The 18,634-nt window shown below is 72.7% G+C and carries 1 protein-coding gene; it reads left to right on the plus strand.

Annotated features, from left to right (window positions below):
* Positions 1-32: 32 nt before the first annotated feature.
* Complete coding sequence (locus FHU35_RS11475) at positions 33-18,620, plus strand: non-ribosomal peptide synthase/polyketide synthase (RefSeq protein WP_186459382.1); 18,588 nt, start codon at positions 33-35, stop codon at positions 18,618-18,620.
* Positions 18,621-18,634 lie beyond the last annotated feature (14 nt).

The following is an 18,634-nucleotide window of genomic DNA, read 5'->3' on the forward strand; positions in this document are numbered from 1 at the left end:
TCGGGCCGACCAGCACAAACCAAGGAGTGTCCGTGATTCCTGCGTCGTACGCGCAGCGTCGGCTGTGGTTCCTGGACCAGTTGGACGGGGCAGGAGCCCTCTACAACGTTCCGCTGGTCCTGCGGCTGAAGGGCCGGCTCGACATCGGCGCGCTGCGCGCGGCGCTGACCGACGTGCTCCTCCGGCACGAGAGCCTGCGCACCCGCTTCCCGCAGCACGACGGCGAACCCGTCCAGGACATCGTGCTCCCGGACGACATCGGCGACCCCTTGCTCGTCACCGAGGTGTCGGCGGACGGGCTGGAGGCGGAGATCGCGGGCACCGCCCGGCACGTCTTCGACCTGGCCCACGACCTCCCGTGCCACGCCCGGTTGCTGACCTCGGGGCCCGAGGAAGCCGTGCTCGTGCTGGTGCTGCACCACATCGCCGCGGACGGGTGGTCGGCAGACCCGCTGTGGCGGGACCTGTCGGTCGCCTACGCCGCACGCAGGGCCGGAAGCGCACCGAAGCAGGAACCGCTGCCCGTGCAGTACGCCGACTACGCGCTCTGGCAGCGCGAACTGCTCGGCGAGGCCGACGACCCCGAAAGCGTGCTGGCCACCCAACTGTCCCACTGGCGCGCGGCGCTCGCGGGCGCGCCGGGGGAGTTGTCGTTGCCCACCGACCGGCCGCGCCCCGCGATCTCGGCACGCGCGGGAGACACCGTTCGCTTCGAGGTTCCCGCCGGTCTCCGCGAGCGGCTGGCGGAGCTGGCGCGCGCCGAGAACGCGACGCCGTTCATGGTGTGGCAGGCCGCGATCGCCGTCCTGCTGTCGAAACTCGGTGCAGGCCAGGACATCCCGGTCGGCACTCCCGTCGCCGGTCGCGATGAGGCCGGGCTGGAAGGACTCGTCGGGTTCTTCGTCAACACCCTCGTGCTGCGCACCGACCTGAGCGGCGACCCGGCCTTCGCCGACGTCGTGGGCCGGGTCAGGGAGACGACCGTCGACGCGCTGCGGAACCAGGACGTCCCCTTCGAACGGCTCGTGGCGGAGCTCGGCCCGCACCGGTCGCTGAGCAGGCACCCCCTGTTCCAGGTCAACCTGACCCTCCACAACGCCCCCGAGACCGCCGTCGAGCTGGACGGCTTGACGGCCACCGCCCACGTCGCGGACCTGCCGCTGGCCAAGTTCGACCTCGACTTCCAGGTCTGGCACCGACCCGCGGGGGTGGACGTCGAGATCACCTACTCCGCCGACCTCTTCGACCGCGCGACCGTCGAGTCGTTCGCGGCCCGCCTGCTGCGGGTGCTGGAGGCCGTCGCCGCCGATCCCGGAACCCGGCTGCACGCCATCGACGTGCTCGAACCTGCCGAACACCGCGCGCTGAGCGCGAGCGCCGGCCCCACCCGCGCCCTGCCCCCTGCGACCCTCCCGGACCTCTTCGCGGAGCAGGCGGTGGCCCGCCCGGAAGCGAGTGCCCTCACCGCGAGCCTCACCTACGCCGAACTGGACGTCGCGGCCAACCGGCTCGCCCGCCACTTGATCGGGCGAGGCGTCGGCCCGGAGACGCGGGTCGCCGTCGCGATGGACCGCACCCCCGACCTCGTCGTCGCGCTGCTCGCGGTGATGAAGGCGGGCGGTGCTTACGTGCCGATCGATCCCGCCTACCCGGACGCGCGGATCGGCAGCCTGCTCGCCGACGTCGAGCCCGCCGTCCTGCTCACCACCACCGGACTCGCCGATCGGCTGCCGGCCGACGTCGACCGCGTCGTGCTCGACGACCCGGCCGTCCAGGCGGCCGTCGCAGCGTGCGGCACGGACCCGATCAGCCAGGACGAGCGGTCGTGCCCGCTGCTGGCCGACCACCCGGCGTACGTCATCCACACCTCCGGCTCCACCGGCGTCCCGAAGGGCGTCGTCGTCACCCACTCCCAGGTCACGGCACTGCTGCGGAGCGCGGCCGCGCGGTACTCGTTCGACGACGGCGAGGACGTGTGGACCTGGTTCCACTCGCACGCCTTCGACTTCTCGGTGTGGGAGCTGTGGGGTTGCCTGCTGACCGGTGGTCGGCTCGTCGTCGTCGACCACGACACGTCCCGCTCGCCGCGCGATTTCCGGCGCCTGCTCGCCGACGAGGGCGTGACCGTCCTCAGCCAGACCCCATCGGCGTTCCACCAGCTCGAGCACGCCGACGAGCAGGAACCCGGCACCGCTCTCGCTGCGCCGCTGCGGCTCGTCGTCCTCGGCGGCGAGGCGCTGGACACCGCCCGGCTCACCCGCCGGGATGGACCGGCGCTGGTGAACATGTACGGCATCACCGAAACCACCGTGCACGTCACCCATCTCGACATCGGTACCGGCACGCGGCCCGGCCCGCACGGCGGTAGCCCGATCGGCCTGCCGCTGGACAACACCCGCGTCCACGTCCTCGACGCCCACCTGCGACCCGTACCGCCCGGCGTCACCGGCGAGATGTACGTCGCGGGCTCCGGTGTCGCCCGCGGCTACCTCGGCCTGCCCGCGCTCACCGCGAACCGGTTCGTCGCTTGTCCTTTCGAGCCCGGCGGTGCCCGCATGTACCGCACCGGCGACCTCGCGAGGTGGGGGAGCGACGGCACCTTGGAGTACCTGGGCCGCGCCGACGACCAGGTGTCGTTGCGGGGTTTCCGCATCGAACCCGGTGAGGTCGAGGCCGCCCTGCTCACCGACGAGCGCGTCGCGCACGCCGCGGTCCTCCTGCGCGAGGACGCCCCCGGCGACCAGCGGCTGATCGCCTACGTCGTCGCCCGCGATCCTGCAGAGGACGGCGACGCACTGGCGCGGTCGGTCCGCGACGCCGTCACCGAGCTGCTGCCCGCCCACATGGTGCCCGCGGCGGTCGTCCCGCTGGAGCGGTTGCCGCTCACCGTCAACGGCAAGCTGGACCGGGGTGCCCTGCCCGCGCCCGAGTTCGCCTCGTCCGCAGGACGCGGCCCCTCGACGGTCCGCGAGGAGGTGCTCTGCTCGGTCTTCGGCGAGGTCCTCGGCGTGGACCGGGTGGGCGTCGACGACGACTTCTTCGCTCTGGGCGGGCATTCCCTGCTCGCGGTGCGGCTCGTCGAGCGACTGCGCGACCGGGGTGTGCCCGTCGACGTGCGGACCCTGTTCACCGCGGCGACACCGGCCGGGCTCGCCGCCGTCGCCGGTCGCGCACCCGTCGACATCCCGGAGGGCACCCCGCCGCCCGGCGCCACCCGGATCACCCCGGAGATGGTGCCGCTTGCCGGGCTCACCGCCGCCGAGCTGGACACCGTCACCGGTGGCGTTCCCGGCGGCGCCACCAACGTCGCCGACATCTACCGGCTCGGCCCGCTGCAGGAAGGCCTGTTCTTCCACCACCGGTTGCACGCCGAGAACGGCACCGACGACCCGTACCTCGTGCGCTACGTCCTGCGATTCGACACCCGGGCGCTGCTGGAGGAGTTCCTCGCGGCCTGGCCGCGCGTCATCGAGCGCCACGAGGTCCTGCGCACGGGCCTAGCCTGGGAGGGGCTCCCGCATCCCGTGCAGGTCGTGCACCGGAACGTCGACCTGCCGGTGACCGAGGTCGAACTCGACCCCACCGACGACGTGGAGCGGTTCCTGGCCCTCGCCGACGGGCCGATGGACCTGCGCCGCGCGCCCTTGATGGACGTCGCCGTCGCGGCCGAGCCCGGTACGGATCGGTGGCTGCTGGCGATCCGCATGCACCACATCACCCAGGACCACACCACCCTCGAACTGGTCCTCCGGGAGGTCACGGCCTTCCTGAGCGGCCAAGGCGGCGCGCTGCCAAAACCCCTGCCGTACCGCACTTTCGTCGGCGAAGCCCTGCTCGGCACGCCCGCCGAGGAGCACGAGGCGCACTTCGCGCGGCTGCTCGGCGACGTCACCGAACCCACCGCCCCCTTCGGGGTGCTGGAGGTGCGCGGCGACGGCCGCGACGTCACCGAACGCCGCGCCGTCCTGGACCCGCTGGTCACCACCCGGCTCGGCGAGCAGGCCCGGCGCGCCGGGGCGAGCCCCGCCACCGTCCTGCACGTCGTGTGGTCCCGGGTGCTCGCCGCGCTCTGCGGCGGCGACGACGTCGTGTTCGGAACCCTCCTGCTCGGCCGCGTGCAGGCGGGCGCCGAGCACGTCCCCGGCATGTTCATCAACACGCTGCCGGTGCGGGCCTCGATCGGCGACGCCGACGTGACCGACGCGGTGCGGGTCATGCACGCCCAGCTGGCCGAACTCCTGGCGCACGAGCACGCCTCGCTCGCCGACGCCCAGCGCGCCAGCGGCGTCCCGGTGCCCGCTCCGCTGTTCACCGCAGTCCTCAACTACCGGCACAACATCTCCGGTGAGGAGCGCGAGACCGTCCTCTCGTCGGGAGCCGACGTCCTCGCCGCGCGGGAACGCACCAACTACCCGCTCTTGGTGTCCGTCGACGACGACGGCCGCGAGATCGCTTTCGACGTGCAGGCCGCGGCCGGGATCGACCCCGACGTCGTCATCGGGTTGCTGCTGGCCACCACCGAGCGCGTCGTGGCCGCCCTCGAACAGGACCCGCTCACCCCGCTCGCCGAGATCGACGTGCTGCCGCGCGAGGAACGCCACCGCATCCTCGTCGAGTTCAACGACACCGGCGTTCCCGAGAGGACCCGGACCCTCACCGACGTGTTCGCCGACCGGGCCGCCGCCACCCCCGGTGCCGACGCCGTCGCCTCCGGCGCCGAGCGCATCAGCTACGCCGAGCTCGACGAGCGGGCGAACCGGTTGGCGCGCCACCTGATCGGCCACGGCGTCGGACCCGAAGGCCGGGTCGTGCTCCTCATGGACCGCTCACCGGAGACGATCGTCGCGCTGCTGGCCGTGCTGAAGTCCGGCGCCGTCTACGTGCCGATCGACCCGGACCAGCCCGCCGAGCGCATCGCCCACCTGTGCGCCGACGCCGGCCCGGTGGCCGTCCTGACCACCGCCTCGATCGCCGAGGACGTCGCGTTGCCCGGACCGGCCCCGATCGTCGTCGACGATCCCTCGGTCCGCGCTGCTGTCGCCGCCCGTCCCGGCCATCCGGTCGCGCAGGCCGACCGCGCGGTCCCGCTGCGGCCCGAGCACCCGGCGTACGTCATCTACACCTCGGGCTCCACCGGCACCCCCAAGGGAGTCGTGGTCCCGCACGCGGGTGCGGTGAACCTGCTCGCCTACCGCTGGCCCGGGTTGGAACCCGACAGCAGGCTCCTCCAGTTCGCCTCGCTCGGCTTCGACGTCGCGACCTGGGAGATCATGACGGCGTTCGCCGCGGGCGCGTGCCTCGTCGTCGCCCCCGCCGCCGAACTCCTGCCGGGCGCGGGCCTGGAGGACGTGGTCGCCGAGCAGGGCGTGACCCACCTGCAGCTGCCGCCCACGGTCCTCGGCATGGTCGAGGACCCGCAGAGACTGTCCACTGTGGAGACACTGCTCGTGGCGGGCGAGGCCCTGGGTGCGGCGCTCGTCGACCGCTGGGGTGCCGAGCGCTTTTTCGGCAACGCCTACGGACCGACGGAGATCACCGTCATCGGGGCGGCCGACGGCCCGCTGCGCCCCGGTGACGCCCCGACGATCGGCCGCCCGCTGCCCGGTGTGCGCCTCTACGTCCTCGACGCGCACCTGCGGCCCGTGCCGGACGGCGTCGACGGCGATCTGTACGTGGCGGGCGGTGGCGTCGCTCGCGGCTACCTGGACCGGCACGGGCTCACCGCCCAGCGGTTCGTCGCGGATCCGTTCGGGCCGGCGGGCACCCGTATGTACCGCACCGGCGACACCGCGCGCCGGACGGCCGACGGCCGCTTGCTCTACGTCGGCCGATCCGACGATCAGGTCAAGATCCGCGGCTTCCGCATCGAACCGGGGGAGATCGAGGCCCAGCTCGCCGACGACGCGCGAGTGGCTCAGGCCGCGGTCGTCGTCCGCGAGGACGCGCCCGGAGACAAGCGGCTCACGGCCTACGTCGTTCCCGCCGGGCCCCGGGGAGACGAGCTGCCCGCACCGTTGCGCGGCGAACTGGAGTCCCGGCTCCCCGCGCACCTGGTGCCGTCCGCCTTCGTCGTGCTCGACCGGTTGCCGCTGTCGGTCAACGGCAAGCTCGACCGCGCGGCCCTGCCCGCGCCCGAGCGCGCCACCGGCGCCGCAGTCCGGCCGGTGGGCGTGCGCGAGGAGCTGCTGTGCTCGGTGTTCGCCCAGGTTCTCGGCGTGGACCGGGTGGGCGTCGACGACGATTTCTTCGCGCTCGGCGGGCATTCCCTGCTCGCAGTGCGCCTCGTCAGCCGGGTTCGCGCCGTGCTCGGCGTCGAGATCCCGGTGCGGGCCGTCTTCGAGGCCTCGACGGTGGCGGCGCTGGCCGCTCGGCTGGCCGAGACCGACGGTGTCCCCGCGCGCACCGGGCTTTCGGCGGCAGCGCGACCGGAGCAGTTGCCGTTGTCGTTCGCGCAGCGCCGACTGTGGTTCGTGGACCGGATGGACGGGTCGAGCGCGCTCTACAACATCCCGCTGGTGCTGCGGCTGACCGGCAAGATCGACGTCAGCGCGCTGCGAGCGGCGCTGGACGATCTGGTCGCGCGGCACGAGACGCTGAGGACCCGGTTCCCGGAAGTCGACGGCGAGCCGCACCAGGAGATCGTCCCGGTCGCCGCCGCGACGGTGGAGCTGCCGGTGCTGGAGGCCGCGGACGAGCAGGACCCGCGGATCGCCGCGGCGACCGGCCACGTCTTCGACCTCGCCACCGACCTGCCTTTCCGGGCCGCGCTGTTCACGACCGGCCCGGAGACGTCGGTGCTGGTGCTCGTGATGCACCACATCGCGGGTGACGACTGGTCGATGAGCCCGCTGTGGCGGGATCTCTCGGAGGCGTACGCGGCGCGGTGCGCGGGTGAGGCACCGCAGTGGCAGCCGCTGCCCGTGCAGTACGCGGATTACGCGCTGTGGCAACGAGATCTGCTCGGTGAGGCCGATGATCCCGGCAGTCTGCTCTCCGCCGAGCTCGCCCATTGGCGCGCGGAATTGGCCGGTGCCCCCGAGGAACTCGCGCTGCCGCTCGACCGGCCGCGCACCGCCGACACCGGGCGAAGCGGTGGCTGGGTCGACGTCGAGGTTCCCGCCGAGTTGCACGGGCGGCTGGCGGAGCTGGCGCGCGCTGAGGGCGTCACGATGTTCATGGTGTGGCAGGCGGCGCTGGCCGTGCTGCTGTCGAGGATGGGTGCGGGGGAGGACATCCCGCTGGGCAGCCCGGTGGCGGGCCGCACGGACGAGGCGGTCGAAGATCTCGTCGGGTTCTTCGTCAACACCGTCGTGCTGCGCGTCGATCTGTCCGGGGACCCGGATTTCACGGAGGTGCTGGGTCGGGTGCGGCAGGCCGCGCTCGGCGCGCTGGAGCACCAGGACGTTCCCTTCGAACGACTCGTGGAAGAGCTGGCCCCCACCCGTCACACCGGTCGCCACCCGCTCTTCCAGGTGATCGCGGAAGTGCAGTCCACTCCGCGCACCGAGCCCGAACTGGCGGGCGCCGACGTCGAACCGCTCCGGTCGGCCACCGGCGACGCCAAGTTCGACCTGGACCTGCAGATCGCGGAGCGCTTCGACGCGGGCCTGCCGGGCGGCATGACGGGCGCGCTCGGCTACGCCACCGACCTGTTCGACCACGAGACCGTCGACGCGCTGGTGGCGCGCCTGCTGCGCGTCCTCGACGACCTGGCGCGCGACCCCGGTCGCGCGGTGCACCGGGTCGACGTTCTCGACCCGGCCGAACGACGGCACGTCGTGACCGAGTGGCCCCACCGGCAGCCGGCGGGCGCCGCCTACGTGCTGGACGCGGGCTTGTCTCCCGTGGCCCCGGGCGTCCTCGGCGACCTGCACGTCGTCGACGACGCGGCCCGGGACGACGACGCCTCCGCTCCTTGCCCCTTCACCGACGACGGGAGCCCCATGCGCCCGACCGGACGCCGCGCCCGCTGGGACCGCGAGGGGCGGTTGCACCTCGAGGACCCGGAACCCGGCGACGTTCCCGCAACCGCGCCCGAACGCCGTCCGGCGGGCCTGCGCGAAGAGCTGCTGTGCTCGGTGTTCGCCCAGGTCCTCGGCGTGCCGCGGGTGGGCGTCGACGACGACTTCTTCGCCCTCGGCGGGCATTCGCTGCAAGCGGTGCGCCTCGCCAGCCGGATCCGCACCGTCCTCGGCGCCGAACTCCCCATCCGCACCCTGTTCGAGGCACCGACCGCCCGGCAGCTCGCGGAACGTCTCGCCGAGTCGGGAAGCGTGGTGCGGCCACCGGTTTCGGCCGGTGACCGCCCGGAGCGGTTGCCGCTGTCGTTCGCGCAGCGCCGCCTGTGGTTCATGGACCAGCTGGAAGGCGCGGGCGCTCTCTACAACATCCCGCTGGTGTTGCGGCTGACCGGGAAGCTCGACGTCGACGCGATGCGGGCCGCCCTGTCCGACGTGCTGGCCCGGCACGAGACGCTGCGAACCCGGTTCCCGGAGGTCGACGGCGAACCGTTCCAGGACATCACCCCCGCCGGCGAAGCAGCGGTGGAGCTGCCCGTCGTCGAGGTCGACGCGGCGGAGCTCAGCGCGCGGATCGCCGAGACCTCGGCGCACGTCTTCGACCTGGCCGCCGAACTCCCGCTGCGCGCGGTGCTGTTCACGACCGGACCGGACACCTCTGCGCTGGTCCTGGTGGTGCACCACATCGCCGGTGACGGCTGGTCGATGGCCCCGCTGTGGCGGGACCTGTCGGAGGCGTACGCGGCGCGCTGCGACGGCCGGACGCCCGAGTGGGAGCCGCTGCCCGTGCAGTACGCGGATTACGCGCTGTGGCAACGAGAGCTGCTCGGCGACACGGACGACCCCGGCAGCCTCCTGCACGGCCAGGTCTCCTACTGGCGCGAGGCATTGGAAGGCGCACCCGAGGAACTCGCGCTGCCCAACGACCGGCCCCGGCCCGACGTCGACAGCCGGGTCGCGGGATGGGCCGACATCGAGGTGCCCACCGAGCTGCACGAACGCCTGGCGGAGCTCACCCGCACCGAGGGCGTCACGATGTTCATGGTGTGGCAGGCCGCGCTGGCGGTCCTGCTGTCGCGGCTCGGCGCGGGGGAGGACATCCCGCTGGGCAGCCCGGTCGCCGGCCGCACTGACGAGGCGGTCGAGGACATCGTCGGGTTCTTCGTCAACACCATCGTGCTGCGCACCGACCTGTCCGGAGACCCGGACTTCACCGAGGTGCTGGCCAGGGTGCGACAGAACGCGCTCGGCGCGCTGGAACACCAGGACATCCCGTTCGAACGGCTCGTGGAGGAACTGGCGCCGTCCCGCTCGAAGGGCCGTCATCCGCTCTTCCAGGTGCTCCTGGCCGTCCAGAACATCCCGCAGCAGGACGTGACGCTGCCCGGTCTCGAAGTCGACTCCCGGCCCGATGCGCCGGCGATGGCCAAGTTCGACCTCGACTTCCAGGTCGTCGAGCTCGTCGACGACGCGGGCGAACCCGACGGCATGCTGGGCGGCCTCACCTACGCCGCGGACCTCTTCGACCACTCCACGGCCGAAACCCTGGTGGCGCGCCTGCTGCGCGTCCTCGACGCCGTCACCGCGGACCCGCACCGCCCCGTCGCCCGCGTCGACCTGCTCGACCACACCGAGCGGCGACGCCTGCTCACCGAGTGGAACAACACGCACAGCGACACGCTGGCGCTCACCGTCCCCGAGTTGTTCGCGATCCGCGCTTCCCGCGCGCCGAAGGCCATCGCGCTGACCACAGTGCTCACCGAGGACACCCAGCAGCTCACCTACGCCGAGCTGGACCAGCGCTCCAACCAGCTCGCCCACCACCTCATCGAACTCGGCGTGGTTCCCGAGACGCCGGTCGGCGTCGTCATGGACCGCTCGATCGAGGTCGTCGTCGTGCTGCTCGCGATCCTCAAGGCGGGCGGTGCCTACGTCACCGTCTCCCCGGACCAGCCCGCCACCCGCATCGCCGAAGTGCTGCACCGCGCCGGAACCTCGCTGTGCGTGGCCGACGAGAAGTACGCCGACGACCTGAGCCGGGAAGTCGCCACCGTGGTCCGCGCCGGGGACTCCGCCGCGTGGGCGGACCAACCGGCCACCGCCGTGACCGGGCGCAGCCTGCCCGACCAGCTCGCCTACGTCATGTTCACCTCCGGCTCCACCGGAGAGCCGAAGGGCATCGCGACCACCCACCGGGACATCGTCGACCTGGCCGGCGACGGCTGCTGGCGGTTCCGAGGGCAGGCCCGCGGCATGTTCGCCGCGCCGCACACCTTCGACGGGTCCACTGTGGAACTGTGGGTGCGGCTGCTCACCGGCGGCGAGATCCTCGTCGTCCCGCCGGGCCGCATGGACGCCGCGCGGCTGCGGGCGCTGATCGTCGACCACGGGCTGACCCACGTGCACCTGACGGCCGGTCTGTTCCGCGTCATCGCCGACGAGGACCCCGAGGCCTTCGCCGGTGCCAGCGACGTGCTCACCGGTGCCGACGTCGTCCCGAAGAACGCCGTGCGGCGGGTTCTCGACGCCGCACCGGGCATCGTCGTGCGCAGCAGTTACGGCCCGACCGAGATCACCGTCATCGGCACCCAGATCCCGCTGACCGACCCCGGGGACATCGGCGAGGTGGTCTCCATCGGCAGGCCGATGGACAACACCCGCTGCTACGTCCTGGACAGCGCGCTCGACCCGGTCCCGGTGGGAATCTCCGGAGAGCTGTACCTGGCCGGCGCGGGATTGGCCCGCGGCTACGCCGGACGCAGCGGGCTCACGGCGGAACGCTTCGTGGCCTGCCCGTTCGAGGACGAGGGCGCCCGCATGTACCGCACCGGTGACGTGGTGCGGTGGCGGGCCGACGGGGTGCTGGAGTTCGTCGGCCGCGCCGACGACCAGGTCAAGATCCGCGGGTTCCGGGTGGAGCCCGCCGAAGCCGAGTCGCTGCTGGCCGCGCACCCGGCCGTGGCGCAGGCCGTCGTCACCGTCCGCGAGGACGTCCCGGGCGACAAGCGCCTCGTGGCGTACGTGGTCTGGACGGGTGGCGACGACACCGAGCCGCTGCGCGAGCACGTCGCCGCCCGGTTGCCGGAGTACCTGGTGCCGAGCGCCGTGGTGAGCCTCGACCGATTGCCCCTGACGGGCAACGGCAAGGTCGATCGTGCAGCCCTGCCCGCGCCGGAGGCACTCGCCGCGGGTGAACTGCGCCGGCCGCCGTCACTGCGCGAAGAGCTGCTCTGCGCCGTCTTCGCGCACGTGCTGGGCGTGCCGCGGGTGGGCGTCGACGACGACTTCTTCGCGCTGGGCGGGCATTCCCTGCTCGCCGTCCGCCTCGTCAGCAGGGTCCGCACCGTCCTCGGCGCGGAAATCCCCGTGGAGGCGGTCTTCGAGACGCCGAGCGTCGCCGGACTGGCCGCGACGATCGGTGAGGCAGGCGACGCACCGGTCCGGCCCGCCCTCACGGCCCGGCCGAGGCCGGAGCTGATCCCGCTGTCCTACGCCCAGCGCCGCCTGTGGTTCGTGGACAGCTTCGAAGGCGCGAGCGCGCTCTACAACATCCCGCTCGCGGTGCGGATGACCGGTGATCTCGACATCGCCGCGCTAGATGCCGCGCTGGCCGACGTGGTGGCCCGGCACGAAAGCCTGCGCACCCGCTTCCCGCAGCACGAGGGGCAGCCCTTCCAGCACATCGTTCCTGCCGACGAAGCCCGGGTGCGTGTGCACGTCGAGTCCGTCGCTCGCGCCGACCTCGACGCGCGGATCGCCGACGCCGCCCAGCACGTCTTCGACCTCGCCGGGGAACTCCCGGTGCGGGCAAGCCTTTTCGACCTCGGCGGTGAAGAGGCCGAGGCGGTGCTGGTCCTCGTCACGCACCACATCGCCTCCGACGGCTGGTCGATGGCCCCGATGCTGCGCGACCTCTCCGCGGCCTACACCGCTCGCCGCGCCGGGAGCGCCCCGCGCTTCGATCCGCTGCCGGTGCAGTACGCCGACCACGCGCTGTGGCAGCGCGAACTCCTCGGCGACTCGGACGACCCGGGCAGTCCCCTCAACCACCAGGTGGCCTACTGGAAGGACGCGCTGGAGGGCATCCCGGAGGAGCTGTCGCTGCCCACCGACCGGCCGCGGCCCGCGGTCGCGAGCAACGAGGGCGGCTGGGTGCCGCTGCACGTGCCGGCCGAACTGCACGGTGCGCTGGCAGAACTGGCCGCCGCGCAGGGCGTCACGATGTTCATGGTCTGGCAGGCGGCCCTGTCCGTGCTCCTGTCCCGGCTCGGCGCGGGGGAGGACATCCCGCTGGGCAGCCCCATCGCGGGCCGCACCGACGAGGCCGCCGACGACCTGGTCGGCTTCTTCGTCAACACCCTCGTGCTGCGCACCGACCTCTCCGGCGATCCCACGTTCGCCGAGGTGCTGGGCCGCGTGCGCAAGTCCGCGCTGGGCGCGCTGGGCCACCAGGAAGTGCCGTTCGAGCGACTCGTCGAGGAACTGGCGCCCGCGAGGTCCACGGCCCGCCACCCGCTGTTCCAGGTGATCCTCTCCGTGCAGAACGTGCCCGCAGCCGCGGTGGACCTGCCCGGCGTGCACCTCGAACGGCTCGACACCGACGTGCCCGGCGCCAAGTTCGACCTCGACTTCCAAGCCGCCGAGCAGTACGACGACCAGGGCGCTCCCGCAGGCGTCGACGGCGGTCTCACCTACGCCACCGACCTCTTCGACCGCGCGACCGCCGAGGCGCTGGTGGCCCGGCTGCTGCACGTCCTGGGCGCCGTCGCCGCCGACGCCCGGCAGCGGGTCCACGGCATCGATCCCCTCGACGCCGTGGAACGGGGCCGCGTCGTGGGCGAGTGGAACGCGACCGACCGGTCCGAACCGGCCCAGACCGTGACCGCCGGGTTCCGCGCGCAGGCCGCCCGCACCCCGGACGCCACCGCTCTGGTCGCCGACGGGTTCCGCATGACCTACGCGGAACTCGACGCCCGCACCGACCGGCTCGCCGGGTACCTGCTGCGCCACGGCGCCGGGCCGGAGCGGACCGTCGCGGTCGTCATGGAACGCTCGCCGGAGATGGTCATCGGGCTGCTGGCAGTCCTGAAGACGGGTGGCGCGTACATCCCGGTGGACACCCAGTACCCGTCCGCCCGCATCGAGATGATGCTCGACGACGCCGCCCCGGCTCTCGTGCTCACCACCGCCGACGTGGTCTCGCGAGTGCCCGGCTCGGGGGTGCGCGTCGTGCTGGACGACCCGGCGACCCGTGCCGCAGTGGACGCCGAGGACGCCGCAGCGCCAGAACCGGTGCCGCACCTGGAATCCGCCGCCTACACGATCTACACCTCCGGTTCGACCGGAAAGCCCAAGGGCGTCACCGTCACCCACCGCGCCATCGACCGGCTGGCCCGCCCCGCCGACTACGCCGACGTGCGCGCCGGGGACGTGGTGTCGCACGTCGGGTCGGTGTCGTTCGACGCTGCCACCTTCGAGATCTGGGCGGGCCTGCTCAACGGATCCACCCTCGCCGTCGGCCCTCCCGGATCGCCGTCCGTGGCGTCGCTGCGCGAGTTCTTCACCACGCACGGAGTCACGGTCGCCCTGCTGGCCACCGGGTTGCTGCACCAGGTCATCGACGTCGACGTCCACGCGCTGCGCGGGGTGCGCTCGTTGCTGACCGGCGGCGACAAGCTCTCCGTCGAGCACTCCCGCACCGTGCTCGACGAGTTGCCCGGCACCGTCCTGTCCAACGGCTACGGCCCCACCGAGAGCACCACCTACACCCACACCCATCCCGTCGGCCGCGCGGACGTCGACAGCGGCCGGGACATCCCGCTCGGGCGCCTGCTGGCCCGCACCCGCGCGTACGTCCTCGACAGCGCCTTGCGCCCGGTGCCCGTCGGCGTGCCCGGTGAGCTCTACGTCGCCGGCGACGGATTGGCACGCGGTTACGCCCGGCGCCCCGGGATGACGGCGGAGCGCTTCGTGGCCTGCCCGTTCGAGGACGGGGGCTCCCGGATGTACCGCGTCGGTGACGTGGTGCGGTGGCGGGCCGACGGGGTGCTGGAGTTCGTCGGCCGTGCCGACGACCAGGTCAAGATCGCCGGTTTCCGCGTCGAACCCGGCGAGGTGGAGGCCGTCGTGTCCGCGCACGAGGACGTGGCGCAGGCCGTGGTCACCGTCCGCGAGCACGGCGTGAGCGACAAGCGCCTCGCGGCGTACGTGGTGCCGTCGGGCCGCACCGGTGGCGATGAATTGGCCGCCGGGGTGCGGGAGTTCGTGGCCGAGCGGGTGCCGAGCTACCTGGTGCCGTCGTACGTGACGGTGCTCGACCGGCTGCCGGTGACCGTCAACGGCAAGGTGGACCGCGCCGCCCTGCCCGATCCCGAGCCCGCCGCGCCGACCGACCTCGTGCGCGCTCCCGCCTCCCCGCGCGAGGAACTCCTGTGCACCTTGTTCGCCGAGGTGCTCGGCGTGCCCCGCGTCGGTCCCGACGACGACTTCTTCGCGCTGGGCGGGCATTCCCTGCTGGCCGTGAAGCTCGTCAGCCGCATCCGGGCGGTCTTGGGCGCGGAGATCTCCGTGCGAGCCGTGTTCGAGGAACCGGTCGTGGCCGGGCTCGCCGGGAAACTGGCCCAGTCCGGTGGCCCGGTCCGGCCGCCGGTGGTGCCCATGTCCCGGCCAGAGGTGCTGCCGGTGTCCTACGGGCAGAGCCGCCTCTGGTTCATCGACCGCCTGGAAGGCCCCAACCACCTCTACAACATCTGCCTGCTGCTGCGGCTTTCCGGACCGCTGGACACCGCGGCGCTGCGGGCCGCGCTCGGCGACGTGATCGCCCGGCACGAGAGCCTGCGGACCACCTTCCCGCAGGTGGGAGATCAGCCGTCGCAGCGCGTCCACCCCGTTGACGAGGTGACCGTCGACCTCCCGACGACCGCCGTGACGGCGGCGGAGCTGGAGCAACGGCGCGAGGAGCTGGCCGGCCACACCTTCGACCTCGCCGTGGAACCGCCGGTGAAGGCCGATCTGTTCCGCGTCGGCGACGGCGCATCCCAGGAGTGGGCGCTGTCGCTGGTGGTGCACCACATCGCGGGTGACGGCTGGTCGATGGGCCCGTTGTGGCGGGACCTCTCGGACGCCTACGGCGCCCGGCGCGCGGGGCGCGAACCGGGCTGGGAGCCGTTGCCGCTCCAGTACGCCGACTACACCTTGTGGCAGCGGGAACTGCTGGGAGACACGGATCAGCCGGACAGTCTGCTGGCCCAGCAGATCGGCTACTGGAAGGACAAGCTCCGCGGGGCGCCGCAGGAACTCGCCCTCCCCGTGGACCGGGCGCGCCCGACCGTGTCCGACCGCGAGGCCGGGTGGGCCGCGCTGCGGATCCCGGCCCGGCTGCACGCGCGGTTGGCGGAACTGGCGCTGGCCGAAGGCGTGACGATGTTCATGATCCTCCACACGGCGGTCTCGGTGCTGCTGTCGAAGAGCGGTGCGGGGCGGGACATCGTGCTCGGCAGCCCCGTCGCGGGACGCATGGACCAGGGGCTCGACGGGCTGGTCGGGTACTTCTCGAACACCCTGGTGCTGCGGACCGATCTGTCGGGCGACCCGGACTTCACCGAACTTCTCCACCGGGTGCGCACGGGCGTGCTGGAGGCGTTCGAGCACCAGGACGTTCCCTTCGAACGGCTCGTGGAGGAGCTGGCGCCCGCCCGTTCGATGGCGAGGCACCCGCTGTTCCAGGTCATGCTCGCCGTGCAGAACAACGCCCGGTCGACGCCGCAGCTGCCGGGCGTGCGGGTGACCGAGGACCCCACCGGACTGCTGTCGGCGCGGTTCGACCTGGACATCGAGGTGCACGAGCAGTTCGACGAGTCGGGTGCGCCCGCCGGCATGGACGGCGGCGTGGTGTTCGCGGCCGAACTGTTCGACAAATCCACTGTGGACACCTTGATGGCCAGGCTCGTCCGCGTCCTGGAGGCCCTCGCCGAGGACCCCGCCACGCCGGCGCACACCGTCGACCTGCTCGACCCCGCGGAACAGCAGCGCGTCCTGCGGGACTGGAACGACACCGCGCACCCCGTGCCTGACCGGACGCTCGCCGAACTGCTCCACCTCCAGGCCGAGCGGACCCCGGACGCCCTCGCCCTGCTGGCCGGGCAGGAGCGGGTCCTCTACGCGGAGCTGGAGGCGCGGAGCACCAGGCTCGCCCGGTACCTGATCACGCGCGGGGTGGGGCCGGACACCGTCGTCGGTGTGGCGATGGACCGGTCGGTGGAACAGGTCATCGCACTGCTGGCCATCGTCAAGAGCGGTGGCGCCTACCTGATCATCGACTCCGACCAGCCGCTCCAGCGCGTCGACCACATGCTCGCCGACGCCGCGCCGGTGGCCGTCGTGACCACGGCGAGCGCCGCGTCCTGGCTGGGTCGGCCCCGGTCCGCGGACACCGAGCTGTCGCCGGACATCGGGCTGTCGTGGGACACCGAGCCGGAGTGGATCAGCCTGGACGACAAGGCGGTTCGGTCGGCGGTGGCAGCGGCGGGCACCCGGGAGATCACCGACGCCGACCGGACGGCGCCGTTGCGCTCCGATCACCCGGCTTACGTCATGTACACCTCCGGATCCACCGGCACCCCGAAGGGAGTGGTCGTCCCGCACCGCGGGGTGGTCAACCAGCTGGCGTGGATGCAGGAGGAGTACCGCCTTCTCCCGCAGGACCGGGTCCTGCAGAAGGCTTCCTTCGGGTTCGACGCCTCGGTCTGGGAGCTGTTCTGGCCGTTGCTCAACGGCGCCGGGATGGTGATGGCTCGTCAAGGCGGGCACTGGGATCCCCGGTACCTGGTCGACTTGATCGAACGGGAGCAGGTGACGGTCATCCAGCTCGTCCCCTCCGTGCTGCGAACGCTCCTGGAGGAGGCGGCTCTGGAGCGGTGCACCAGCCTGCGCGCGGTCCTGTGCCTCGGCGAGGCGCTGCCCGCATCGGTGCGCGACCGCTGCCGGGACGCGCTCGGAGTGCCGTTGCACAACCTCTACGGGCCCACCGAGGCCTCGATCGCCGTCACCTCCTGGGAATGCGATCCGGAGCGGGACGGCCCGACCGTGCCGATCGGAGCGCCCCTCTGGAACGTCAGGGCTTACGTGCTCGACGACGGTTTCCGGCCGGTGCCGCCCGGCGTGGCGGGGGAGTTGTACCTGGCCGGTGACGGGCTGGCCCGGGGCTACCTGGGGCGTCCGACGCTCACGGCCGAGCGGTTCGTCGCCTGCCCGTTCGGGTCTGCCGGTGAGCGCATGTACCGCACGGGCGACGTGGCGCGGTGGGATGACGAGGGGCAGCTGCACTTCGTCGGCCGCGTCGATGATCAGGTCAAGCTGCGCGGCTTCCGCATCGAGCCCGGTGAGATCGAGGCGGCACTGGCCGGGCACGAGCGCGTGGCGCAGGCCGCGGTCGTGGTCCGGGAGGACGTTCCGGGCTCGCCGCGGCTGCTGGCCTACGTCGTCGGCGACCCGGGAGACGACCGGGCGCGCCTGGCGGCGGCGGTGCGGGAGTTCGCGGCGAGCACGTTGCCGGAGTACATGGTGCCCTCGGCGGTGGTCGTGCTCGACGAACTGCCGCTGACGGCCAACGGCAAGCTGGATCGCGCGACGCTGCCTGCCCCGGAGGAGTCCGCCGGAGCGGGCGGGCGCCGTCCGGTCACCCTGCGGGAACAGCTGCTCTGCTCGATCTTCGAGCAGGTGCTGGAAGTGCCGTCCGTCGGCGTCGAGGAGAGCTTCTTCGAGCGGGGCGGGAACTCGCTGCTGGCGGTGCGGCTGGTCAACCGCATCAGGGCGGTCCTCGACGCGGAGGTGCCGATCCGCGCGGTCTTCCAGGCGCCGACCGTCGCCGGGCTCCTGGACCGGATCGCGCGGGGCGGGCAGCGCAAGTCCGCGGACGTGCTGGTGCCGATGCGGTCGAGCGGCGACCGGGCACCGATCTTCTGCGCCCACACAGTGCTGGGTCTCGGGTGGGAGTACGGCTGGCTCGCCAACCGCGTGTCGGACCGCTACCCGCTCTACGCCCTGCGGCCGCGGGGCGCGGACTCGGTGACCAGCGACCTGCCCGATTCGCTGACGCGGATGGCCGCCGACTACGTCGCGCAGATCCGCACGGTGCAGGCCAGCGGCCCGTACCAACTGCTCGGCTGGTCCTTCGGCGGGAACGTCGTCCAGGAGATGGCCGCGCAACTGCGGGAAGCGGGCGAGGAGGTCTCGCTGCTGGTCGTCCTGGACGCCAGCCCGATGGACGGCGGCCCCACCGCCGAGCAGCGGGCGGGCTTCGCCGAGCAGGAGGAGACGGTGGCCGGCGTGCTCACCGGCGAGGAGCACGACGCGTACGTCCGGATCGTGCGCAACAACACCAAGATCCTGCTGGCGCACCGGACGCGGAAGACGGACGGCGACCTGCTGCTGATCTCCGCCGACTCGTCCCCGAAGGCCGACCTGTGGCAGCCCTTCGTCGCGGGCGGGGTCAGGGAGCACCAGCTCGACTGCTCCCACCGCGAGATGTTGATCAACCCCGACGTCGCCGGGCGGATCTGGGACGTCGTGGCCGCCGAGCTCGACAGGACGCAGCCGGAGTGACAGCGACCGAGCGA

The sequence above is a fragment of the Saccharopolyspora dendranthemae genome, assembly GCF_007829955.1.
GTDB classification, from domain to species: domain Bacteria; phylum Actinomycetota; class Actinomycetes; order Mycobacteriales; family Pseudonocardiaceae; genus Saccharopolyspora; species Saccharopolyspora dendranthemae.